Genomic DNA, 21718 nt, shown 5'->3' with positions numbered 1-21718 from the left:
AAACCTGTCTATCGTGCCGGTCCCCATTTTCACCCCCAATTCCTGAGCTGGTCATGACCGAAGAGTTTCACCGCATCCGCCGCCTGCCTCCCTATGTTTTCGCTGAAGTGAACAAGGCGAAGGCGGCGGCGCGTGCTGCGGGTGAAGACATCATTGACCTCGGAATGGGCAATCCGGACAGCGCCCCGCCCGCTCACGTCGTGCAGAAGCTCGTCGAGAGCGTGGGCAATCCACGGGCACATGGCTATTCCGTCAGCCGCGGAATACCCGGCCTGCGTAAGGCTCAGGCAAACTATTACGAGCGGCGCTTCAATGTTTCGCTCAACCCCGAAACGGAAGTCATCGCAACACTGGGTTCCAAGGAAGGACTGGCAAATCTTTCAGCCGCCATTACCAGCCCCGGTGACACAATCCTCGTCCCCAATCCCTCCTATCCGATACACCAGTTTGGCTTCATCATTGCCGGTGCCTCCGTACGATCGATCCCCGCCACGCCAGACGAAGACATGCTACGCGCACTCGACCGCGCCGTGCGCCATTCCGTCCCGAAGCCAACGGCCCTGATCGTCAATTTTCCTTCAAACCCGACGGCCTTCACCGCGAGCCTTGATTTTTACAAAGAACTTGTCGCTTTCGCCCGCCGTGAGAACATCTGGATCCTGTCGGACCTCGCCTATGCCGAGATTTATTTCGGGGACGAGCCACCCCCGTCCATTCTGGCTGTTCCCGGCGCAAAGGATGTTGCCGTCGAATTCACGTCCATGTCCAAGACGTACTCCATGGCTGGATGGCGTATGGGCTTCGCTGTTGGAAATCCACAGCTCATCCAGGCTCTGACACGCATCAAATCCTATCTCGATTACGGTGCCTTCACGCCTATTCAGGTGGCATCTGTCGCTGCGCTCAACGGCCCGCAGGACTATGTTTCCGATATCCGCGGCATGTATCGCGAGCGTCGGGATGTCCTGCTGCGCGGGCTGAAATCTGCCGGATGGGATGTCCCCGCACCTGACGGATCAATGTTTGCGTGGGCCCCCATCCCGCCAGCCTTTGCAGAGATGGGAAGCGTGGCCTTCTCGAAGCTCCTGCTCAAGGAAGCCGGCGTCGCCGTCGCTCCAGGCCTTGGCTTTGGCGAGTATGGAGAAGGGTTCGTGCGCATCGGCCTTGTAGAGAATACCCAGCGCCTGCGTCAGGCCACGCGCGCCATCAAGACATTCATGAGCCGGCATGGTTCCGGCGCAACACTATCCGACCTCCTGGGAGCATCCAAATGAAACCACTCAAAATCGGACTGGCCGGCCTTGGCACTGTTGGCGTAGGCGTCATTCGCCTGCTGCGTGAAAACGCGGACGCCATTACGGCACGGGCTGGCCGTCCGATCGAAGTGGTTGCCATCACGGCACGGGATCGCAACAGGGATCGCGGCGTGGATCTGTCCGCCATGCGCTGGCACGACAACGCCGTATCTGTCGCCAACGATCCGGATATCGACATTGCAGTAGAACTGATCGGCGGCTCCGAAGGCTCCGCACGCGATATGGTGGAGGCTGCCCTGTCACGTGGGACACCCGTCGTCACCGCAAACAAGGCGCTGGTTGCCATTCACGGCAACGCCCTCAACAGCATCGCTATTGAAAACAATACTGTTCTGATGTTCGAAGCGGCCGTTGCAGGCGGTGTTCCAGCCATCAAGCTCGTGCGTGAAGGCCTTGCCGCAGATCACCTGCAAAGCGTGGGCGGCATTCTTAATGGAACCTGCAACTACATTCTGACGGAAATGCGCGCCACCGGGCGTGACTTCTCAGACGTTCTCTCCGAAGCCCAGCAGAAGGGATATGCAGAAGCAGAGCCTTCCACGGACGTGGATGGATGGGACACAGCGCACAAGCTGGCCATCCTTGCAGGACTCGCATTCAGCCCGCTGTCGTTCGACACGATGCCGGTTCATGGAATCCGTGACGTCACTGCAATCGACCTGAAATTCGCAGACGAATTGCGTTATCGCATAAAGTTGCTCGGCCTCGCCAGACGCGGCAAAAACGGTGAAGTCGAGGCCTGGGTGCGCCCCTGCATGGTCCCCGCATCCGCTCCGATTGCGGTGGTGAATGGCGTTTTCAACGCTGTTACAACGCAGGGCGATTTCAGCGGACCAATGACCATTTCTGGCCGTGGCGCTGGAGAAGGCCCGACTGCAAGCGCTGTTGTGGCAGACCTGATCGACCTTGCTCGTGGCGCAAGCCTGCCTCTGTGGGGCACGGATACGAGCCCAGCGCCGAAGAGCTGCGTGTCACTCGATACCATCGAAAGCGCGTTCTATCTTCGCGTAAATGTTGATGACCGCTCTGGTGTTATGGCGGAACTTACGTCTGTATTACGCGATCATGACGTGTCGGTGCATTTTGTTTCACAGCATGACGCGCCAGAGAACAAAGCCTATCTGGCTCTGGTTACACACCGGGTGTCCGAGAAATCGATCCGGGCTGCGTCTGCCGCCCTTTCGGAACTGACATCCGTGCGAGGAGCACCGCTCGTGCTCAAGATCGAGGATTTCCAATGATCGACCCTCAGCAGTCCTTCCCTTACCGCGTTACAGATCGCAACCTTGCGCTGGAGCTTGTCCGGGTCACGGAAGCAGCAGCCATTGCGTCGTCCGAATGGACAGGCCGCGGCAAGAAAAACGAAGCCGACGGCGCGGCCGTTCAGGCCATGCGTCTCGCATTCGATACCGTTGCCATCGATGGTGTCGTGACCATCGGTGAGGGCGAAATGGACGAAGCACCGATGCTCTACATCGGTGAAAAAGTCGGGTCTGGCGGCCCGGGAATGGACATCGCCGTTGATCCGCTCGAAGGCACGAACCTGTGCGCCAAGAGCCTGCCAAACGCCATGACGGTGGTTGCACTCGCAGAGCGTGGCAAATTCCTGCACGCTCCCGACATCTACATGGAAAAGATCGTCGTAGGCCCGGATCTCCCAGAAGGCGTCGTGGACCTTGATTCCACGATCGAAGCCAACCTGCGCTCCCTCGCCCGCGCCCAGAAACGCGAGGTTTCTGATCTGGTCCTGTGCGCCCTCGATCGTGAGCGCCACGAGGAAATGATCGCCAAGACCCGCGAAGCTGGTGCCCGCGTTCGCCTTCTCACGGATGGTGACGTTGCCGCCGCCATCGCAACATGTCTGCCCGGCAGTGGCGTGGACATCTATGCGGGCTCCGGCGGAGCGCCAGAAGGTGTACTCGCAGCCGCTGCCGTCCGCTGCGTAAACGGCCAGATGCAGGGCCGCCTCCTGTTCGAGGATGATACACAGATCGAGCGTGCCCGTGAGATGGCTCCTGGCCTGGACCCATCGCGCCGCCTCGGCCTGCATGACATGGCAGCCGGTCATGTGCTGTTCTGCGCCACCGGCGTCACCTCAGGCGACCTGCTCAGAGGCGTAGAGCGTCTCGGCCCGAGCCGCGCACGCACCCACTCGCTGGTGATGCGCTCCAAATCCGGTACGGTTCGCTTCATGGAAACGCACCATAACTTCATCATGAATCCACCGAAGACTGCCTGATTTGTTTTGATGCTTGAAGAGACAGGATTGGTTCTTGGCGTCCGCCACAGTGCGGGTGGGCGCCGATGGGTCTGGCGAGACCCACGACTTGCGGAAGCTGACAACAGACTGGCTCTTGGGCTGGCACAGCGCGCTGGCATCCCCGAGCTACTTGCCCGCATTCTTGCGGCCAGAGGCATAGAAGCCGCAGAGGCATCCTCGTTTCTGGATCCTCGCCTCCGGGACGCAATGCCGGACCCTTCCTGCCTCACCGACATGGACCGAGCCGCCACAAGGCTGGCAACGGCAATTCGTAACAGCGAGCATGTCGGTCTTTTTGGAGACTACGACGTAGACGGCGCATGCGGCACCGCTCTTGTCTGCGATACACTTCGCGAGATGGGATGCGCCGTCAGCACCCACATTCCCGATCGCATCACCGAAGGTTACGGCCCCAATACCACAGCCCTCGAAAACCTGATCTCGCAAGGCGCCACACTGCTCGTCTGCATCGACTGTGGCACGGCGGCAATTGATGTCCTCGACGGTTTCGAAGAGCGTGTAGATCGTATTGTTCTCGACCATCACAAACCTGATGGCTCAATCCTGCCCAAGGGTATCATCGTCAACCCCAATCGTCTGGACTGTACGTCCGGCTTGGGAAATATCTGCGCCACTGCCGTCGCGTTCCTCACAATGGTCGCAACAAGCCGCGAATTGCGCCGCACGGGATGGTTTGAAGGCCACCCCGCACCAGATCTCATGAAACGTCTGGATCTGGCTGCCCTGGCCACGATCTGCGACGTCATGCCCCTTGTCGGTCTTAACCGCGCACTCGTCATGCAAGGCCTGCGCGTCATGGCCCGCGGGGAACGTCTCGGGCTAGCGACGCTGTCCTCCGTGGCCGGCGTGCGCGAAGAGGCCAGCGCAATGGCTTGTGGCTTTGCTCTGGGTCCACGCATCAATGCCGGTGGCCGAATCGCGCAGTCCAATCTTGGTCTGAAGCTCCTGCTTTCGGAAGATGTAGTCGAGGCACGGGCTCTTGCCGAACAGCTGGATGGCGTAAATCGCCAGCGCCAAAGCGTGGAAGCCTCTATTCTCGAAGCCGCGATGGAACAGGCGGCCGAACAAATCGCCGCAAAAAATGCCGTTATCTTCCTGCACGGCGACACATGGCATCCCGGTGTTGTGGGCATTGTGGCAGGTCGTATCAAAGAGCGTTTCAACCGTCCCGCGCTTGTCGGTGCGCTGAACGAGGGCATCATCAAGGGTTCTGCCCGCTCGGTTCCAGGGCTGGATCTTGGCGCTGCCATTATCGCCGCCCGGCAGGCAGGCATTCTACAAACAGGTGGCGGCCATGCCATGGCCGCAGGGTTTTCACTCTTTGAGAGTGATGCGCCCGCGCTCCACAAGCGCCTGAACGAACTCCTTGCCGATGCCCATACACTGCCTGCTCAAGAAGACCTGAAGCTGGACGGCGCCATTACTCTTCGGGGAGCCTCGCTGGAGATGGCAGCACAGCTTGCAAGGCTCGCCCCCTTTGGGCCCGGAAACGAAGAGCCACTTCTGGCCATCAGTAACGTCCGCTGCGTCAAAAGCGACCGGATAGGGCGCGATGGCAACACGTTGAGAGTACTGCTTCAGGGCGAGGATGGAGGCACACGTCTCAAGGCACTCGTGTTCAGGGCCGCCGACAAACCCTTCGCGGAACTGCTGGAAGATCCGTCCATGCCCCTGCTCCATATCGCAGGCCACCTCAGGACCGAAACATGGCAGGAGAGACAAAATCTAACTTTTTTCATTTCTGATGCTTCAGGTGCTTGACGCTCCCCTCTACCTCCCTTATACACCCGCTCACGCCTCCAGTCCCGTTCGTCTAGAGGCCTAGGACACCGCCCTTTCACGGCGGCAACACGGGTTCGAATCCCGTACGGGACGCCACGGCTTTCAAGCACTTCGAAGCATTTTAAAAGATGATTCTTCAGGATCAAACAGATCCAGTGCACAGAAAGATCGATTGCTAATCATAGCTGATCGAAATTCATTAAAAAAATTTCCATAATTCGAAATTTAAATGCCGCCATGAAGAAGGTTCGTGCGCGCATCTCCGGTAAGAATTCATCAGATCTGTCTTTCAGGCTTAGCATATTACCTGAAAAACAGACCCAAAGAGCGTCGCTTCAGAGAGCTACACTCTTGTTCCGCCCAAGATCCTTGGCCTTATAGAGAGCCTTGTCCGCATCTTCGATGAGGTGCGTGTAGTCTGGATGCCCATCAAACGTGGCAACACCGATTGATACTGTGACCTTCACACCAAATGAATCCGTCGATGCGTCCGAAACCATTTCGCGAATGCGCTCTGCAATCCTGAAAGCCTCATCCATATCGATTTCGACCAGCGCAATCAGGAACTCCTCTCCGCCGTAACGGAAGATGAAATCGCTCGCACGGCAGGCACTGACAATTTTCTCCGCAACTCCGCGAAGTACCCTGTCTCCACAAGTATGACCGAACGTATCGTTGACCGACTTGAAATGATCGATATCGAGCATCAAGACGCTGAACGGTACTTCGCGCCGCATGGCTTGCGTTACTTCGCGCGACAGGATTGTTGGAAGGAACCGCCGGTTCAGAGTACATGTCAGCGGATCTCTTCCGCTTTCACGCGCTTCGCTAGTCCGGAACAGGTTGTCCATCAAAAATCGGATTTCTTCGATCTGAGCCTGTAATTCATAAATTTGAACTGGCTTCGGCGGAGCATCCGCCAGCAAGGCTGGTATCGTTACGTGGTCAATCTTGCGCATGGCAATCTTGATCGGCTCCAGGCCGAACGGACCCGGAAACAGCAAACTGCCCTTATGGTTTAACCAGAGCCCGAACGCTGATCCTTCCAGCGACGGCAATGGAGGCGGAGCAGCGCAGCAGATGGCAAAAAGAACGCGATGCCCCCAATCCAGAAGCGCTGCTTTCTGGATTTCACGCTCAAGATTGATATCCTGCCCAAGCGTCACCAGACGATAAGCCTCGTCTGTTTCTATTTCCTTCTGAAGATCACGCACAAACTCACGACTCATGGTCTCACTAGCCATGTCCATCATGTTTTCCACGTAATCTATTGCTTTGGAGAGGTCCTCCTTGGATGGAATCCGGTCAAACAAAAGATGCCGGAGTTCGCCTTTAAGCAAGCGCGCACCATGCATGACCGCCTGAATCGGGACGCGTATCCGCGCATGAACAAGGCCAATACGCTTCTGGGTAGTAACCAGCGCGATAAGATCGGGCGCAGCGACAGAGAACAGCGAGGTCAGCCACGTTATCAATGCTGCATGCAGGCGTGTATCTACAAGTTCGTTTGACAGAAACGGCGCAGCATCCGGATGCTGACGCAGCGTCGTGTAAAACAGTTCCACACTATCGGCAGCATGATCCTTGACGACGAGCGCCACGGCCTCTCTGACCGACGGTTCGATCGCATCAATAATGCGCTGCCACTCAGCTTCATCCGCCGAAAGAACGAGACTCGCTTCGGAAGGAACAGCAGCGGTCATTCAAAACTCCTTGGGCCGACATCCTGATGACCGGAATAAAACCGCTCTCGGCTTCTGCCCTTTTCCAATTAACTAATAAGCAGCATTTCTATCGCGTCTTCATAACTGCCGAAGACTTCAAATTTCCATACCATATTGATAAAAAAAGAACTCAAGTCACTTTTCCACCGATATCTCAAACATATTCCGACACCATGAAACGCCCCCTCCTCAAATGACAGATAATTATTAATAAAGTCACAATTCTTTTCCTGAGATTCATTTTTTGTTCACTTAAAGGAAATTCAATGTCGTTCTTTTAATAATTTAAAATATTAAAGATTGATCGTAAATGAATCAATAAAATTAATAAATGACCATTATTTATTGTGATCGGCCAATTTAATGAAAATAATGAACCATCCTTATGTCGACTCAAAAAACTGTACTATGAGAAAAAGAACTCTACCTTAGTATGATGAGTGCTTCTTCCCCCCCCTATAAACCGTAAGGATGGCATCATGGCTGCCTTTGGAAACGTCCGGTTATGAAATATGCGCTGATCATTCTTGGCGTGACACTTGTCGGTAAACCCGCAATAGCAGCCGATGGTGCGGCTCTGTATGGAGCACATTGTGCAATGTGCCATCAGACAGAAGCTCAGGGCGTTCCGGAACAGTTTCCACCCCTCAAACAGCGAATTGGTCAGATCGCCCTCATGCCCAACGGAAAGACCTATCTGGAGCATGTGTTGTTGAACGGTCTTCACGGCCCCATCATCGCGGCAGAACATCCATATTCAGGTGTTATGCCACCGATGAATTCTCTGCCGGACGACGAAATCGCGGCTGTTCTGACCTACGTCACTTCGCTTGGCACAACTCTGCCCGCCACAACGTTTACGGCTAATGATATCGCAACAGCCCGTGCAGCACCTGTCAAAGTGAAGGAAATTCTTACCGAACGTCGCAAACTGAATGCAGAGCGCTCACTGCCCTGACCGCACATCAGAAATTTCGAGATGCATCCGTTTGCCTCAGTCTCGACCACACCCGACGCTTCATAAGCAGCAACAGGACATACATCCCTGCCAGATAAAGCAGCACGAACACCCCTACCAGATGACGCGCTGCAAGATGAGGGCGCGCAGTCCACTCCAGAAACGCGCCAAGATCCTCGGCCATTTGCTTGGTGGTAGCCGGTGTTCCGTCTTCGTAGGATATCTGCCCGTCATGAAGCGGCTGTGGCATACCGATATGCCCGTGAGGCATCGCAGTATTATAATATGATCCGGGAGGCAGTTTTCGCCCGGCGGGTGCTTCAGCATAGGACTGCAACATCCGTACAATCCAGGCTACGCCACCCTTTTGCGTCATCGCCCGTCGTGAAAAATCTGGCGGGACGGACCCGTGATTGGCCATCCGGGCCATCGCCTCTCCAGCATACGGAGAACCGATCAGGTCCGTTGGGCGTGCAACACGCGTTTTCGGATCTCCATCTTCATCCAAACCATCAGGAACCTGATGCTGGGCAGCATATTCCTTGATCTGATCCTGCGTCAGCCCAAGCCCGGACAGATCCGCATAAGCAACGTGATCCAGACTATGACAGGTGCTGCAAACCTGTCGGAACACCTTGAAACCACGCTGCTCCGACGTGGACGCATGCGCAGAAACCCCTCCCAGAAGCCCGAGAGCAAGAAGCATCCAACGCATCAGTTTTGCCCCTGCAATGCCACGGGAACCGGATACGTTTTCTCAATTTTGGGCAGCAAAGGGAGCATGATCAGAAAATAAGCGTACCAATAAGCAACGCATAGACGACTGACCCAGAGCCAAGGGGCCGTCGGGGCGTGCATGCCCGCCATCCCCAGCATAAAAAACGAAAAGAACAGGACAGGCAGAGCAATTTTCAGCAGCGGCCGATAGCGTGCAGATCTGACTGGAGAGCGATCCAACCAGGGGACGGCAAACAGAACGGCAATACTTCCCGCAGCGAGAACCAGACCACCCAGCCGCGAAGGAACTGCGCGAAGAATTGCGTAAAAAGGCGCGAAATACCACTCGGGCGTAATGTCTTTCGGGGTCACGACCGGATTGGCCATGACATAATTATCTGAGAGCGTCAGGAGATTGGGCAGGAAGAAAATCAACACCGCATAGACGGCAAGAAACAGGCATATCCCGAGCCCATCCTTGCTGGTGTAATATGGATGGAACGGGACCGTGTCATCAGGGCCTTGTGGATCGACACCCGTTGGATTGTTCGAACCACTGACATGGATCGAGGCAACATGCAGGGCAATCACGCCAAGTATGGAAAACGCCGTCACGAAATGCAGCACATAGAAACGGTGCAACGCGACATCGCCCAGCCCGTCTCCACCCAGAAGCCATGACGCAAGCGGATGACCTATCCCGGGCACTGCGTTTACAGCATTAATCACAACCGTGGCGCCCCAGTAGGACATCTGCCCCCAAGGCAGGATGTATCCCGCGAAGGCCGTGATCATCACCATCGCCAGAAGCCCCGTACCTGTCAGCCAGATGAGCTCCCTGGGCGTCTTGTATGATCCATAATAAAGGCTGCGCCCCATATGCACATAGAGCGTGGCAAACAACATTGAAACGCCACCCATATGGATAGCCCGCACAAGCCAGCCTGATGCAACCCTACGGTCGATTGTCTCGATGCTGGCGAACGCATCCGCCATTGTTGGCGTGTAGTTGATGGCCAGAAAGATGCCGCTGAGAACAAGAAGCCCCAGCGCAACCATGGCAAATGCGCCGAAACTCCACAGGCTGTTGAGGTTTCGAGGCATGGGAAAATCAACATATTCCCGGCGAAAAACTGAAACGATGGGCAAACGCTTTTCCAGCCAGCCTGCTTCGTGCGTGGGGCGCTCTGTCATGCTACGCACTCAGATCTGCTGGATATTTGCGATGTCAAAACCGGGGTCTCCCTTACTCTTCCCGATCTGTACCCGGTTCGGCGTCAGCATCGTTACTGGAGGCACAGGCAGATTATAGGGAGCAGGCGCATCCTTGAACGCACGACCAGCCGCATCAAACTGCGACCCATGACACGGACAGGCATAATGACCCGATGTATCAGCGGTAGACGGAGGATCGTAATTCGGCACGCACCCAAGATGCGTACAGATCCCGACATAAACACCAATTTCAGGTACAACTGACCGATGCCAGTTCGCAGCGTCTTTTGGCTGCTGCATAATTGTCGAAGCGGGATCACGAAGCCGCTGGTCAAGGCCCGGTGCACGCAGAGCCGCCAGCATGTCCGGGGTTCGTCTCTGCACAAAAACCGGCCAACCGCGCCATTTCACGATCACCTGCTGCCCCGGCGCGATTGCAGAAAGATCCACCTCGATCGTGTCATCTTCAGCCGCATTCTCGCCGCGCGTGCCGTTAAGACTATCCAGAAACGGATATGCCAGTGCACAGGCCCCCGCACAGCCAAGCCCGACAGTCACACTCGCCAGAACATCCCGACGCTTTGGGGCACTCTCCACAACCGATATTTCGGTCTCACTGGGCGACGAAGGCTGATCTGAGGTCATTGTTTCCCGCTTCGATAAAAGCCCGCCGATCATCGAAGCCCTCCTCGAGGGTGTCAATGCGTGGGGTTAAAGCGGTTCAATATCCAGTCCGATATCCAGCGCGCGTACTGTGTGCGTAAGCCACCCGACAGAGAGAATATCCACGCCTGCCTCGGCAATTGCAGGCGCAGTTTCGGGGGTAATGCCGCCCGATGCCTCGGCAATGGCGCGGCCATCAATCATCCGCACGGCCTCGCGAATCTGGTCCGGCGTCATGTTATCGAGCAGATAAGCATCCGCCACGCCCAGATGCAGCGCCTCTTCCAGTTGTGCGAGCGTGTCCACCTCCAGTTCGATACTGACCAGATGCCCCGCCCGCTTTCGCGCACTCTGAAGCACAGCGGCAATGCCACCGGCCAACGCAATATGATTGTCCTTGATCAGGATCGCATCATCGAGCCTGAAACGGTGGTTTGCCCCACCTCCCGCACGCACGGCATATTTCTGAAGAGCACGCAGTCCCGGCAATGTCTTGCGTGTGCAGCAGACCCTGGCCTTTGTATGCGACACCGCCTTCACAATCCCAGCCGTTGCAGTCGCGATGCCACTCAGATGCGACATCAGGTTCAGCGCAACACGCTCCCCGCCCAGTATGCTCGATGGACGTCCCGTCACGGTGGCAAGCAGCATACCGGGAGAAACCTGCGTTCCATCTACTACCGCGGCTTCAAAAATCGCGTCCCGATCAAAAAGAGCAAATGTCAGACGTGCAACACTCAGACCCGCAACAACACCGTGTTGCCGGGCGCGGAACTCCGCACGCACTGTCTGGCTGTCATCCAGAACCGCAGCACTTGTAATGTCTCCGGCCAGACCGAGATCTTCCAGCAATGCTGCGCGGACCACAGGCTCGATCATGATGTCAGGAAGCTGCATGAGTAGATCGCTCATGAGAAGACCTTCTCCAGTGAGGGCATGTCAGAAAAAACATCAGCCAGCGTAAAGGCGTAACGAGTTGCGTTGGCATCCGTCCTCGTGAAATCACGCCGGTAATGCGCACCCCTGCTTTCCTGGCGGTGCAGCGCGGCATGACAGACAAGAGCTCCCACCAGAGCAGAACCATCATGCCCGATATGCGGGGTCAGGAGTTCCAGACCGCGGGTTAGCCCCTGTGCGTCTCTTAGAATTCCGGCATACGTGCCAAGGATATGGCGATAATCGCCATACGCCACCAATGCCGGCGCTAGCCGCTCAGGGGGTGCCTGAACAGTAAATCCGCTGATGTCCCGCCCTACGGCGCGGCCCATGACGAAGGCTTCCAGAAGGGAATTGCTCGCAAGCCGGTTGGCACCGTGCAGCCCCGTGCAGGCAGCCTCGCCACATGCCCATAATCCGGGAATGGACGTTCTGCCAGAGAGGTCCGTTTCGATACCGCCCATATGATAATGCACCGCCGGATGAACCGGGATCGGCATCGTAACGGGATCAATACCCGCATTATGGCAAGCAAGAGCAATTGCCGGAAACCGGGTGGGAAACGATTTTCCAATTGCCTCACGCGCATCCAGAAATGTCTCGTGGCCAGCGGCAATATGAGCTGCGATCGCACGGGCAACCTGATCACGCGGGGCGAGTTCGTCCGTAAACCGTGCGCCAGTCTCGTCAATCAGCAGCGCACCACTGCCGCGCACAGCTTCACTCACAAGCGGCCGCCGCCCGGGCGTCTTCGTCACGAGAGACGTTGGATGAAACTGCACGAATTCCAGATCGATCAATCGCGCTCCGGCACGTGCAGCCACCGAAAGACCGCCACCGGCAACAGGCGCCGGGCTGGTTGTTTCTTCATAAAGCCCTCCAATCCCGCCAGAAGCGATGACACAAGCATTTGTCCGCAACACATGAGAGACCCCATCATGACGAACAACAACACCCGATACTTTGCCTCCCTGTGTCTGCACGTGCTCAAGCACAGCACATTCAACAACCGTGACATATGGTGCATTGAGCACCTGCGCGATCAGCGTGTGCATGATGGCAGCGCCTGATCCATCGCCCCGGGCATGCACAATCCGCGCGCGCCGATGCGCCGCCTCCAGATGGAGGTCCAGATCGCCCTGCGCGTTTCGATCAAAAGGCACTCCCAGCGCGAGCAGTTCCTCGATTGCCCCAGGCGCACATAGCGTAATGGCACGCACAACGTCCGGATCACAGAGACCTGCTCCGGCAATGAGCGTGTCCTCGGCGTGCAACTCCGGACTATCGACTGCTGACATCGCAGCCGCGATCCCACCCTGCGCCAGTGAACTCGCCGTATCACGTCCAAGCAGCCCGGAGGACAGCAAAATACACGGACGCCCCATGCTCAGGGCCGCCATAATGCCCGCCAGCCCCGCTCCCGCTATGACAGGCTGGCCGTCCATCTCCGGCATCATGACACAGCCAGCATACGCTCAATCGCACGCCGTCCACCGTCCATCAGCGGTGCTGGAATTCTGATCTCCTCCGTCAGATTTTCCAACGTCCTGCGTAATCCCTTGAGCGTGATGCGCTTCATGTGCGGACACAGGTTACAAGGCCGCACAAATTCGGTTTCGGGGTTGAGCGTTGCAAGATTGTCGCTCATCGAGCATTCCGTCACGAGAAACACCTTCTCGGGCTTGGCTGTGCTGACATAATCCGCCATCGCTGCCGTCGAGCCTGAAAAATCTGCTTCCTGAACCACTTCCGGCGGGCATTCAGGATGGGCCATAACCACCACACCCTTGTTCTGGCGCCGGTAACTGCGGATCTCCGCCGGAGTGAAACGCTCATGCACTTCACAGTGCCCCGGCCAGGTAATCATCTCGATGCCCGTTTCCGCCTGAATATTCCGGGCCAGAAATTCATCAGGGATCATGATGACCCGCGGAACACCAAGGCTGCGAACAATGTTCGCGGCATTGGCCGACGTACAGCAGACATCACTTTCCGCTTTCACGTCCGCCGTGCTGTTCACATACGTCACGACCGGCACACCCGGGTTCGCGGCCTTCATAGCGCGAACATCCGCAGCCGTAATCGAAGATGCAAGCGAACAGCCAGCCATCATGTCCGGGATGAGAACCGTCTTGTCGGGGTTCATCATTTTGGCGGTCTCAGCCATGAAATGAACGCCGGCCATTACGATGATATCAGCGTCTAGTCCCTGCGCCTTGCGGGCGAGTGCCAGACTGTCTCCGCAGATATCCGAAACACAGTGGAAGATTTCGGGTGTCTGGTAATTATGCGCGAGAATGACAGCGTTGCGGCTCTCTTTGAGGCGCAGGATCGCCTCGATATCGTCCGCGTAAAGCCGATCAAAGTCAGACCGCAACATGATGCGCTCCACACGCGCATACAGCTCATCCATGCGAGATCGAGGGGCAAGCTGGTCCATGGGCATCCTCCGTGAGCGTTATTTATGCTCAGAAAGAGTATAAAAGGAAACGCAACAAAGCGCCTTTCCTTCTCCCGCGTCAAGACACACGGCCGCGATCAGTGTTTCAGCGTGAAAAAACGATCGGTAACTTGGAGCCCATGATCTGCCCCTCCTCAATCATCTCCCGTCGGAAACGAAAGAGCTTCGCAGGGCGCCCACGGCTCACGGGGGCATAATCGGGCGTTTCCTCAATCAGATTCTGCTGTGCAATAAGCCGCCGGAAATTCTGCGTGTGCATGGCCTGCCCCGCCACTACTTCCACCGTGCGCTGCAATGCAGAGAGGGTAAAAGTCTCGTCCATGAATTCATAAAACACGGGCCGGTAGCGTATCTTGGCCCTCAGGCGCGCAATCCCTGTTGCTAAAATACGCCGATGGTCGCCATCCATCGACATCCCCACGACAGGCTCCTCGCAGAGCGGAGATTCCGTAACCATCCCGGCCTCCCACAGCAGTTCGTAGCGCTGAAGCACAAGCTGGTCATCCCAGACTTCCCCATCACCCCCAAACAGCCGTACCACCCGCCTCAGCTGTCGCTCGTGCTCTTCTGCCGCCAGCGTTCCAACCCAGGATTTGAGGCGCAATGTGATGTCCGCCACCAGCCTCTGAGTCTGAGCGCGCATCTGGTCTTCCCACGGGAAATATTCATACCAGGAACGCCAGTTCTCAGACGGCGGGTCCGCGTGGGTCAGCGCCAGATAGGAGATCAGGAGCGAGCGTTCAAGCTCGGGTACTCCCAGAACCTGCGTATCCGCAAAAGTATAGAGCTGCTCAATATGACCAAGCCTACGGCCCGTCTGTTGCTCCACCCAGAGCCGCATCCCGTTCTGCAGGGAACGATGCCGGGATTCCAGTGGCCCCGCAGGCAGGCTCCTGCCCGCCCCGAGCGTCAGAACCTTGGGCGTATCATTCTGAACGGCAACAAGAACGGCAATGAGCTGTGATGACATGCCGGTGATCTAAGACCCTCATGAACCTTCCGGCAAGAGCGCAGCTTGACCGCACGCCCGCTTCTACCTGATTTCATTACGGTGGAAGCCTCGCGCAAATGCTTTTCCCTGATGCCTGTTTTATGGGAGATAGGCACGCACGAACGAACCACGCTGCCTGCCACATCACCTTATGGAACCCGCTCCCCATGCCGTCACCTTCTCCGAGCCGCCCAGACATTGTCCTGATCGGTGCAGGCGTGATGAGCGCCACTCTTGCAGCCCTGCTGAAGGAGTTGGACCCTTCCATGTCTATGGTCGCGTTCGAAACCCTGGATGGATGTGGACAGGAGAGTTCGCGCGCCTGGAACAACGCAGGCACGGGTCATGCCGGAAACTGTGAGCTGAACTATACCCCCCGCCGGGCAGACGGCAGCATCGACATTTCCAAGGCGCTGGACGTCAACACCGAATTCGATATTTCGCGACAGCTCTGGGCACACTGGATACGTCAGGGCCGCATCACCGATCCGGGAACATTCATACAGCCATGCCCGCATATCAGCCTCGTCTGGGGCGCGGAAGACGTCGCTTTCCTGCGCGCACGCTTTGACGCGCTATCATCCCATCACTGTTTCGACGGCATGGAATACAGCGAGGACCCGGCAGTTATTGCGCAATGGGCTCCCCTGACAATGGCTGAGCGCGACGACACGATCCCTGTCGCGGCCACCCGCATCCTGAGCGGAACAGACGTCAATTACGGTGCGCTCACGGCAGCACTTGTCCAGAGCCTTCAAACCTCCGACACGTTTCAGGTTTTTTACAGACACAAGGTCACAGGCCTTGTCCGCACACCAGACGGCGACTGGGCCGTAACGGCGAAGGACATGGAAACCGGCAAACAGACCACAACCATAACCCGCTTCGTATTCATCGGTGCAGGTGGTGCGGCGCTGCCCCTGCTCCAAAAAAGTGGCATTCCGGAAGCGGCGCACTATGCAGGCTTCCCCGTCAGCGGGCTTTGGCTGCAATGCACAGACCCCACCATAACGCAGCATCACCATGCGAAAGTGTACGGAAAGGCAGCCGTTGGCTCCCCCCCCATGTCCGTCCCGCATCTGGACACACGCGTTATTGACGGAAAATCCTGCCTGCTTTTCGGACCATATGCAGGTTTTTCAACAAAATTTCTCAAGAGCGGGTCCTGGACGGATTATTTCCGCTCCCTCACACCACGAAACATCATCCCCGCAATAACAGCGGCACAGAAAAACCTCTCGCTCGTCCGCTATCTGCTCGGCGAAGTGCTCCAGTCAGACCGTAAACGCTTCCAGTCCCTGCTGAATTTTTATCCGGGCGCAAAACAGGCACAATGGACGAAAGTGGTTGCAGGCCAGCGCGTGCAGATCATCAAACCTGAAAAGGGTCAGCGGGGTGTTCTGAAATTCGGGACCGAACTTGTGTGCAACGAAGACAGATCCCTCGCGGCTGTCCTAGGCGCGTCGCCCGGAGCATCCATCGCAGCCTCGATTGCGGTGCAGATCGTGGAGAAGTGCTTCGCAGCCCACCTGACGGAGGCCGCATGGCTTCCTGAACTGCGCCGGATTTTCCCATCATACGGAATGGATCTCAAGGCCAACGCAGATGCATGCCGTGCCTCGCGCCGCACTACAGCCGAAGCACTCAAAATTCACTGTAACTAAAAACGGGCGCGTCCATAAGGAACGCGCCCGCACGTAATCAATATGTGTAGCTGAGCTGTCCGAGGAAAGTCCGGCCGGCCGTGGGGGTGGCGCGGTTTGAAAACAGGCTCTGATAATTCAGGCGGTTCGCCAGATTGTAACCGTTCATCGCAACCTTCCAATGCGGATTGAAACGATGGGAAATGACAGCATCGAAATCCAGATTGGAAGGAACCTTCGCCGTATTAGCCGCATTCAGCCAGACGTGCTGACGCCACGTCAAACCGCCACCAAACGCAACATTGTAAGGCTTGTCTGCAAACGCATCATAAACAGACCAAAGCGTCGCCTGATTATGCGGCACATACTGCACCTGCTTGCCTAGATTGGCCTTCGTCAGGGAACTCGTGGTTTCGCTATCGTAAAGGGCATAAGTCGCGTTAATCGTCCATCCACGCAGAATGGTGCCGCCAACAGAAAGCTCCAGTCCCTGATTGCGCTGGGTGTCCCCCGTGCTGACAACCTCCCCCGTCACCGGATCAGCGTTGGTGGCATTGTTCTTTTCGAGCCGGAACAGGGATGCCGTAAAGCCCATACGGTCATGGAACGCACTGTATTTCGCACCTACTTCATACAGCGAAGCTTTCTCGGGAGCCGCAATCGTGTTCGCCGGCGGACGGATCGGAACAGAACCGTTTGTCACATACATGCCCATCGGGGTCGTAGAGCGGGACCATGTGAAATAATAAGTCTGATGCTCATCCGGCGTAAGCAGAAGGCTGACATTGGGGTTGAACACACTCGTCGTATTCCGAAAATGCGTGTCCGGATAAAGCGCGGTATTTCCACCCGTCAGGTCATAGCGTGTCTGCCAGCGATCCCAGCGGAAACCACCCTTGATGGACAACCAGTTCGTGAACCAGACCTGATCAAACAGGAACAGACCAGTATCAAACGCCGCACCACTGGAATTGCTCTTGGCCCCCAGACCACTGAGATTGACCAGACCCGCCGGATTGCTGTCACCCGATACCAGATCCAGATTACCAACATACGGATTGGGATTAACCAGGTTCGCGTAAGGTTTGGCCTTCAGATATGTCGATTGTGAGCGCCGGTCATTGACGTGTTCGATATCAAATCCAGCCACCAACTGATGCCGCAGCCAACCCGTATGGAAGTTTGCCACCATGCTTCCAACGTCCTGCGCAGACCAGCTCCACTGCTGATATGGCAGCGGTGCCATGAAGGTCCCCCCAGCCGAACCATTTCCCGCACCAACAGGCCCTGACCGGGCTACAAGCGCCGAATTAGGGTTATGCAGGAAGTAATTATTCACGCAGGTCTGATCACAGGTCGCCTTGGAGGCCGCAAAAGTGCGGAAATATTCACCAACGCGCGCATCGTTATAAAACGTGATGTGATCATTCAGCTTATAGGACAGACGTGCCGTTTCCATATTGGAATTGGTCGCGTTCTGGTCGTTGTCCGTTCCATAAAAATTGGTCCGGCGGATACCATATTCAGTAATCGGCGCTCCTATGGATGATCCCGGCTTGGTCACCACAGGCACCCCGAAATCTGGAACTGAATTTTCCTGCTGGTGCATATATTGCAGCACGAGCGTTGTTCTTTTACCGAGACCGAAGGCAATGGACGGCGCAATGCCCCAGCGATGAGAGTAAATAAAATCACGACCGACGATATTGTTCTCGTTCCCCATTCCCGTCACGCGGAAGGCCGTGCTGTCATTGATACGCTGGTTCACGTCCAGCATACCGCGATAATATCCCCCTGATCCGCCATTGAATTCCGCCGAATAGCGGTTCGTCAGGCCTGGGGTCTTGGTCTTCATATTGATCGCGCCGCCCGTCGTGCCATTGCCGAACACGTCTGACGATGGCCCCTTGATCACGGCGATGCTCTCAAGGTTGAACGCATCCCGGCTGTAAACGCCAAAATCCCTCAGACCATCTTCGTAAATATCATTCTGCGCCTGAAAACCGCGGATCAGAAACTGATCACCATTCATGCCGCCCGCGCCCTCACCGATGGAAGACGTCACACCCGGCACATTACGCAGCGCTTCATCCAGCGACTTCACGTTCTGCTGCTTCATCAGCATCTGCGAGACAACGTTGATCTGCTGCGGCGTATGCAGAATATCCTGCGGCATCCGAGACAGGCCCATGTTGTCATGCAGAGGGTTCATCGGGCTCCCGACAACCTGAATGTTTTCGTGGCCACTCTCCTCACCCGTTGCTTCGGTCTCCGCGGCCCGTGGCACCGTTTTGGAATGCGCATGATCACGTTTTTTCTCAGGCGCATGCTGCGTATCGGCAGCATAAGCATGGGTTGCGCCAAGGGCAGCCAGCCCCGTCAGAACGGGCATAGGAGTCAGGCAACGACGGATAAAGCGGCTCATGGGGTTCCGTTCGGATACAGACGATGAATGAGGCGTCAAAATACCCAAATAAGAATGATTCGCAATATCAAATATGAACATTCTGATTCATTTTGAAAAATACGATGCACTTTCCCCCTCCTTCCCCCCTTCCCAACCCATCTGATCGCCGCTCTGTTCAGGTTGCTGTCAGGTTGAACTGATATTGATGGCTCCAGCACCATCATTGCCGGAGGCATCGGTTTCTCATCATGAAAGTGGATTTCCGGTATCGCCGGGTTCTGTGCCTTGGACTGGCACTGCCATTACTGACGATGCACCCCGCAAATGCACACGAAATCAATTTTGATCAGGCCGTAAACATGGCGTGGGCGAATGATCCTGCCCGCAAAGACCTTAACACCAACCGCGCTTCCGCATTCGCGCGAGCAGATGCCGCCAAATCATGGTTCTCCGGCGGCCCTGTGCTGAATGCCCAGTATTATGACGATCACTATGCTGGTGGCAGCAACATCGGATACACCACCTACCAGGGTGGCGTCTCGGTTCCACTCTGGCTTCCTGGGCAGGGCACAGAAACCGAAAAACTCGCGCGCGCAGACGCAGAAAACCTTCGTGAGCGCCTGAATGTCGCGCATCTGGCCGTCTCGGTGAAGGTCCTTGAAACAGCGGGGGCACTCACGCTCGCCCAGCGCCGACAGAGCGTGGCACTCGCGCAGCTGAAAGCCATGGAGCGGATTTCAGCAGCCGTTACCCGCTCGGTGAAGGTGGGGGAAGGCACCTCAGCTGATGCTCAGGCAACAGACGCCGAACTGGCAAATGCCCGCAGCGAAGTCGATCTAGCAGCAGAAGCCGTCACAGCAACCCAGGCAGACTTACAGGAACTGCTCGGAACGGCCGATATTCCAGATCTGATGGCGTATGTCCCACCCCCGGTCCCCACACATCCCGGAGGATATGGCGAAGACGCAGATCCGCGTGTGCGGGCCGCGATGCGCGCGGTGAAAGCTGCGCAGGAAAACACGCATCTTGCCCGCGCATCCTTCATGCCCAACCCAGAAATCGGCGTGAGCGCCATCCACGAAGAACAATACGGCAGCCCGTGGGACACACGCCTTGGAGTCAATGTCAGTATTCCCCTCCCCAGTGCAGTCCGCAATGTTCCGATGATGGCGGCGGCACGGGATCGTATGTCTGCGGCCACCCGAGACGAGATCACGGCGCGTCGTATGGTTAGGACAGAATTGATCAGGATCCGGGCACGCCTCGCAACAGCAGCACTCGCACGCAAGGAAGCCGAACTCGCAGCAGGCTCCCTGAACCAGCGTGCTGACGCGATGGAACATTCGTGGATGCTAAAGGAAACACCGCTTGTCGAGGCCTTGCGTGCTCGCCGGGCCGCCTATCAGGCCATCGCCACTTACAGCCAGACTGAAGTTGAATGGCGCGTTGCAGCCATCCGGATGAGCATTGCTTATGGAGCCATGCAGTGAAGTATATCTTCTGTCTGGCAGCAGCATTCCTGTCCTTCTCCGCCAACGCCACCCCAACATCCCAACCATCCGTCGTGCCTTTCAGCACAGAGGCTCAGCAGACCGAAGGTTTGACCCTGGCAAAGCCTGTGACAGGGCGCCTGACCCGCACACTCCACGCAATGGCGAGTGTCGTGGCAGACATATCCCGCACCGTTCACGTTCAGGCCGCAGGCTCGGGCAAGGTTCTGAGTGTAAACGTTCTGCCCGGCCAGACTGTAGCCCTGAACCAGACCCTCGTAACCTATACAGATCACTCCCTGCACCTCACACGACTACAGGAAACACAGGCGCAGGCTGCTCTCAAATCGGCCCTCGCTGCTCGCTCAGATGCCGCCAGCGCATACCAGCGCGCGCGCCTTCTCAATGGCAGCACGGTCTCACTCGGCGAAATGCAACGTCGGCAGGCAGCATTTCAGGCAGCACAGGCCACCGTTGCGGCCAGAGAGGCCGAGATCGGCATGTACCATCACCAGTTCGAGGAAGAATATAATTCCACAACGGAAAAGACCGGCACAGAAGAAAACTCAAGCCTTCTCTCGCCAGTGCCGGGCATCGTAGAATCCATCAATACAGCCATCAGTAATGACATCCGTCCCGGTATCGATATCGCCGTCGTCGCGGACCTATCTACTGTCTGGATCGTCACGGACGTGCCTCCGCAGGATGTCGCACATCTTCAGGTTGGTGCGGCGCAAACCACGCTGATTGATGGCCATCAGATCCTATCGAAAATCAATACCATTCAGGGCGCCACAGACCCGGCAACTGGTCTGGTGCGGATCGTCAGCGTCGTCGCCAATGGCAGTGGGAATCTGCGCCCCGGCATGATGGGGGATACAACGCTCACCACATCCGAGGGCGAAAGCGGACTTATTGTCCCTTCAGACGCCGTCCAGCAGGTTCATGGCCACGATTTTGTATTTGTCCCAGCCGGTAAAAATGAATTCCGAGCCCTGCCAATACAAACCGGAATCGAAACGGAAAATCAGATCGTTGTCCTCTCGGGACTGCCCGAAAACACACCAATCGTCACGACTGGCAGTTTCGCTCTGAAATCAGTTCTTCTGCATGATGAAAGCGGAGCGGACTGAC

General features: G+C 56.6%; 17 protein-coding genes and 1 tRNA gene. 9 read left to right on the top strand and 9 right to left on the bottom strand.

The features are described from left to right. Window positions 1-53 precede the first annotated feature (53 nt). From GWA01_RS09430 to GWA01_RS09410, 5 genes are all read left to right on the top strand, one after another. The gene (locus GWA01_RS09430; RefSeq protein ID WP_146796867.1) at window positions 54-1274 is read left to right on the top strand and encodes an LL-diaminopimelate aminotransferase; all 1221 of its coding nucleotides are present in this window, start codon (window positions 54-56) and stop codon (window positions 1272-1274) included. Next, window positions 1271-2557 carry a homoserine dehydrogenase gene (locus tag GWA01_RS09425; RefSeq protein WP_146796863.1) on the top strand — a complete coding sequence of 429 codons (1287 nt, stop codon included), beginning with the start codon at window positions 1271-1273 and terminating at the stop codon, window positions 2555-2557. Before GWA01_RS09430 ends, GWA01_RS09425 begins: the two co-directional genes overlap by 4 nt. Continuing rightward, entirely contained in the window at window positions 2554-3555 is a 1002-nt protein-coding gene (glpX, locus tag GWA01_RS09420) for a class II fructose-bisphosphatase (RefSeq protein ID WP_146796856.1), read from the top strand. The genes GWA01_RS09425 and glpX overlap by 4 nt, the downstream gene beginning before the upstream one ends. A 9-nt stretch (window positions 3556-3564) precedes the next feature. Beyond that, window positions 3565-5358, top strand: coding sequence for a single-stranded-DNA-specific exonuclease RecJ (gene recJ, locus GWA01_RS09415; RefSeq protein WP_371858437.1), 1794 nt, complete (start codon window positions 3565-3567; stop codon window positions 5356-5358). A gap of 41 nt (window positions 5359-5399) precedes the next feature. Continuing rightward, window positions 5400-5475 (top strand) — tRNA-Glu (locus GWA01_RS09410). 239 nt (window positions 5476-5714) lie between these two features. On the opposite strand, the gene GWA01_RS09405 is transcribed toward GWA01_RS09410, so the two are convergent. Continuing rightward, window positions 5715-7082: a diguanylate cyclase gene (locus tag GWA01_RS09405; RefSeq protein WP_146796846.1), complete on the bottom strand. Its 1368-nt coding sequence runs from the start codon at window positions 7080-7082 to the stop codon at window positions 5715-5717. A 526-nt stretch (window positions 7083-7608) separates the two neighbouring features. Here GWA01_RS09405 and GWA01_RS09400 point away from each other — a divergent pair. After that, window positions 7609-8061: a c-type cytochrome gene (locus tag GWA01_RS09400; protein ID WP_146796841.1), complete on the top strand. Its 453-nt coding sequence runs from the start codon at window positions 7609-7611 to the stop codon at window positions 8059-8061. Between the two features lie 7 nt (window positions 8062-8068). On the opposite strand, the gene GWA01_RS09395 is transcribed toward GWA01_RS09400, so the two are convergent. The 7 genes from GWA01_RS09395 to GWA01_RS09365 all read right to left on the bottom strand — a co-directional run bounded on the left by GWA01_RS09395 (window position 8069) and on the right by GWA01_RS09365 (window position 15023). After that, window positions 8069-8776: a cytochrome c1 gene (locus GWA01_RS09395; RefSeq protein ID WP_146796837.1), complete on the bottom strand. Its 708-nt coding sequence runs from the start codon at window positions 8774-8776 to the stop codon at window positions 8069-8071. After that, complete coding sequence (locus tag GWA01_RS09390; protein ID WP_146796831.1) at window positions 8776-9972, bottom strand: cytochrome b; 1197 nt, start codon at window positions 9970-9972, stop codon at window positions 8776-8778. The genes GWA01_RS09395 and GWA01_RS09390 overlap by 1 nt, the downstream gene beginning before the upstream one ends. 9 nt (window positions 9973-9981) lie before the next feature. After that, window positions 9982-10638, bottom strand: a complete 657-nt coding sequence (gene petA, locus GWA01_RS09385) for a ubiquinol-cytochrome c reductase iron-sulfur subunit (RefSeq protein ID WP_146797783.1) — start codon at window positions 10636-10638, stop codon at window positions 9982-9984. A gap of 66 nt (window positions 10639-10704) precedes the next feature. Next, window positions 10705-11568 carry a carboxylating nicotinate-nucleotide diphosphorylase gene (gene nadC / locus GWA01_RS09380; protein WP_146796825.1) on the bottom strand — a complete coding sequence of 288 codons (864 nt, stop codon included), beginning with the start codon at window positions 11566-11568 and terminating at the stop codon, window positions 10705-10707. After that, complete coding sequence (locus GWA01_RS09375) at window positions 11565-13049, bottom strand: L-aspartate oxidase (RefSeq protein ID WP_228118499.1); 1485 nt, start codon at window positions 13047-13049, stop codon at window positions 11565-11567. Before GWA01_RS09375 ends, nadC begins: the two co-directional genes overlap by 4 nt. Then, window positions 13046-14032, bottom strand: a complete 987-nt coding sequence (gene nadA / locus GWA01_RS09370) for a quinolinate synthase NadA (protein ID WP_146796819.1) — start codon at window positions 14030-14032, stop codon at window positions 13046-13048. The genes GWA01_RS09375 and nadA overlap by 4 nt, the downstream gene beginning before the upstream one ends. 106 nt (window positions 14033-14138) lie before the next feature. Beyond that, the gene (locus tag GWA01_RS09365; protein WP_146796816.1) at window positions 14139-15023 is read right to left on the bottom strand and encodes an NUDIX hydrolase; all 885 of its coding nucleotides are present in this window, start codon (window positions 15021-15023) and stop codon (window positions 14139-14141) included. A gap of 188 nt (window positions 15024-15211) precedes the next feature. On the opposite strand from GWA01_RS09365, the gene mqo reads away from it, so the two are divergent. Next, a complete protein-coding gene (gene mqo, locus GWA01_RS09360) occupies window positions 15212-16708 on the top strand; it encodes a malate dehydrogenase (quinone) (protein ID WP_146796813.1) in 1497 nt (498 codons plus the stop codon). A gap of 37 nt (window positions 16709-16745) precedes the next feature. Here the strand turns inward: mqo and GWA01_RS09355 are convergent, their stop codons facing one another. Further along, a complete protein-coding gene (locus tag GWA01_RS09355) occupies window positions 16746-19112 on the bottom strand; it encodes a TonB-dependent receptor (protein WP_146796810.1) in 2367 nt (788 codons plus the stop codon). Window positions 19113-19342: 230 nt separating this feature from the next. Here GWA01_RS09355 and GWA01_RS09350 point away from each other — a divergent pair, with 230 nt between their 5' ends. Both GWA01_RS09350 and GWA01_RS09345 read left to right on the top strand, forming a co-directional pair. Beyond that, window positions 19343-20584 (top strand): TolC family protein, encoded by a 1242-nt coding sequence (locus GWA01_RS09350; protein WP_228118500.1) that lies wholly within the window; start codon window positions 19343-19345, stop codon window positions 20582-20584. Next, window positions 20581-21717, top strand: coding sequence for an efflux RND transporter periplasmic adaptor subunit (locus GWA01_RS09345; protein WP_186819526.1), 1137 nt, complete (start codon window positions 20581-20583; stop codon window positions 21715-21717). Before GWA01_RS09350 ends, GWA01_RS09345 begins: the two co-directional genes overlap by 4 nt. Window position 21718: the final 1 nt, after the last annotated feature.

This window comes from Gluconobacter wancherniae NBRC 103581 (assembly GCF_007988885.1).
GTDB classification, from domain to species: Bacteria; Pseudomonadota; Alphaproteobacteria; order Acetobacterales; family Acetobacteraceae; genus Gluconobacter; species Gluconobacter wancherniae.
This window is presented reverse-complemented; position numbering and strand designations above follow the sequence as displayed.

Excerpts from the sequence above, each read along its gene's own strand:
- mqo (WP_146796813.1), top strand. The coding sequence starts at position 15,212 with ATGCCGTCACCTTCTCCGAGCCGCCCAGACATTGTCCTGATCGGTGCA.
- nadC (WP_146796825.1), bottom strand. The coding sequence starts at position 11,568 with ATGAGCGATCTACTCATGCAGCTTCCTGACATCATGATCGAGCCTGTG.
- GWA01_RS09350 (WP_228118500.1), top strand. The coding sequence starts at position 19,343 with ATGAAAGTGGATTTCCGGTATCGCCGGGTTCTGTGCCTTGGACTGGCA.
- nadA (WP_146796819.1), bottom strand. The coding sequence starts at position 14,032 with ATGGACCAGCTTGCCCCTCGATCTCGCATGGATGAGCTGTATGCGCGT.
- GWA01_RS09405 (WP_146796846.1), bottom strand. The coding sequence starts at position 7,082 with ATGACCGCTGCTGTTCCTTCCGAAGCGAGTCTCGTTCTTTCGGCGGAT.
- petA (WP_146797783.1), bottom strand. The coding sequence starts at position 10,638 with ATGACCTCAGATCAGCCTTCGTCGCCCAGTGAGACCGAAATATCGGTT.
- GWA01_RS09365 (WP_146796816.1), bottom strand. The coding sequence starts at position 15,023 with ATGTCATCACAGCTCATTGCCGTTCTTGTTGCCGTTCAGAATGATACG.
- GWA01_RS09390 (WP_146796831.1), bottom strand. The coding sequence starts at position 9,972 with ATGACAGAGCGCCCCACGCACGAAGCAGGCTGGCTGGAAAAGCGTTTG.
- GWA01_RS09425 (WP_146796863.1), top strand. The coding sequence starts at position 1,271 with ATGAAACCACTCAAAATCGGACTGGCCGGCCTTGGCACTGTTGGCGTA.
- GWA01_RS09375 (WP_228118499.1), bottom strand. The coding sequence starts at position 13,049 with ATGATGCCGGAGATGGACGGCCAGCCTGTCATAGCGGGAGCGGGGCTG.
- GWA01_RS09400 (WP_146796841.1), top strand. The coding sequence starts at position 7,609 with ATGAAATATGCGCTGATCATTCTTGGCGTGACACTTGTCGGTAAACCC.
- recJ (WP_371858437.1), top strand. The coding sequence starts at position 3,565 with ATGCTTGAAGAGACAGGATTGGTTCTTGGCGTCCGCCACAGTGCGGGT.
- glpX (WP_146796856.1), top strand. The coding sequence starts at position 2,554 with ATGATCGACCCTCAGCAGTCCTTCCCTTACCGCGTTACAGATCGCAAC.
- GWA01_RS09430 (WP_146796867.1), top strand. The coding sequence starts at position 54 with ATGACCGAAGAGTTTCACCGCATCCGCCGCCTGCCTCCCTATGTTTTC.
- GWA01_RS09355 (WP_146796810.1), bottom strand. The coding sequence starts at position 19,112 with ATGAGCCGCTTTATCCGTCGTTGCCTGACTCCTATGCCCGTTCTGACG.
- GWA01_RS09395 (WP_146796837.1), bottom strand. The coding sequence starts at position 8,776 with ATGCGTTGGATGCTTCTTGCTCTCGGGCTTCTGGGAGGGGTTTCTGCG.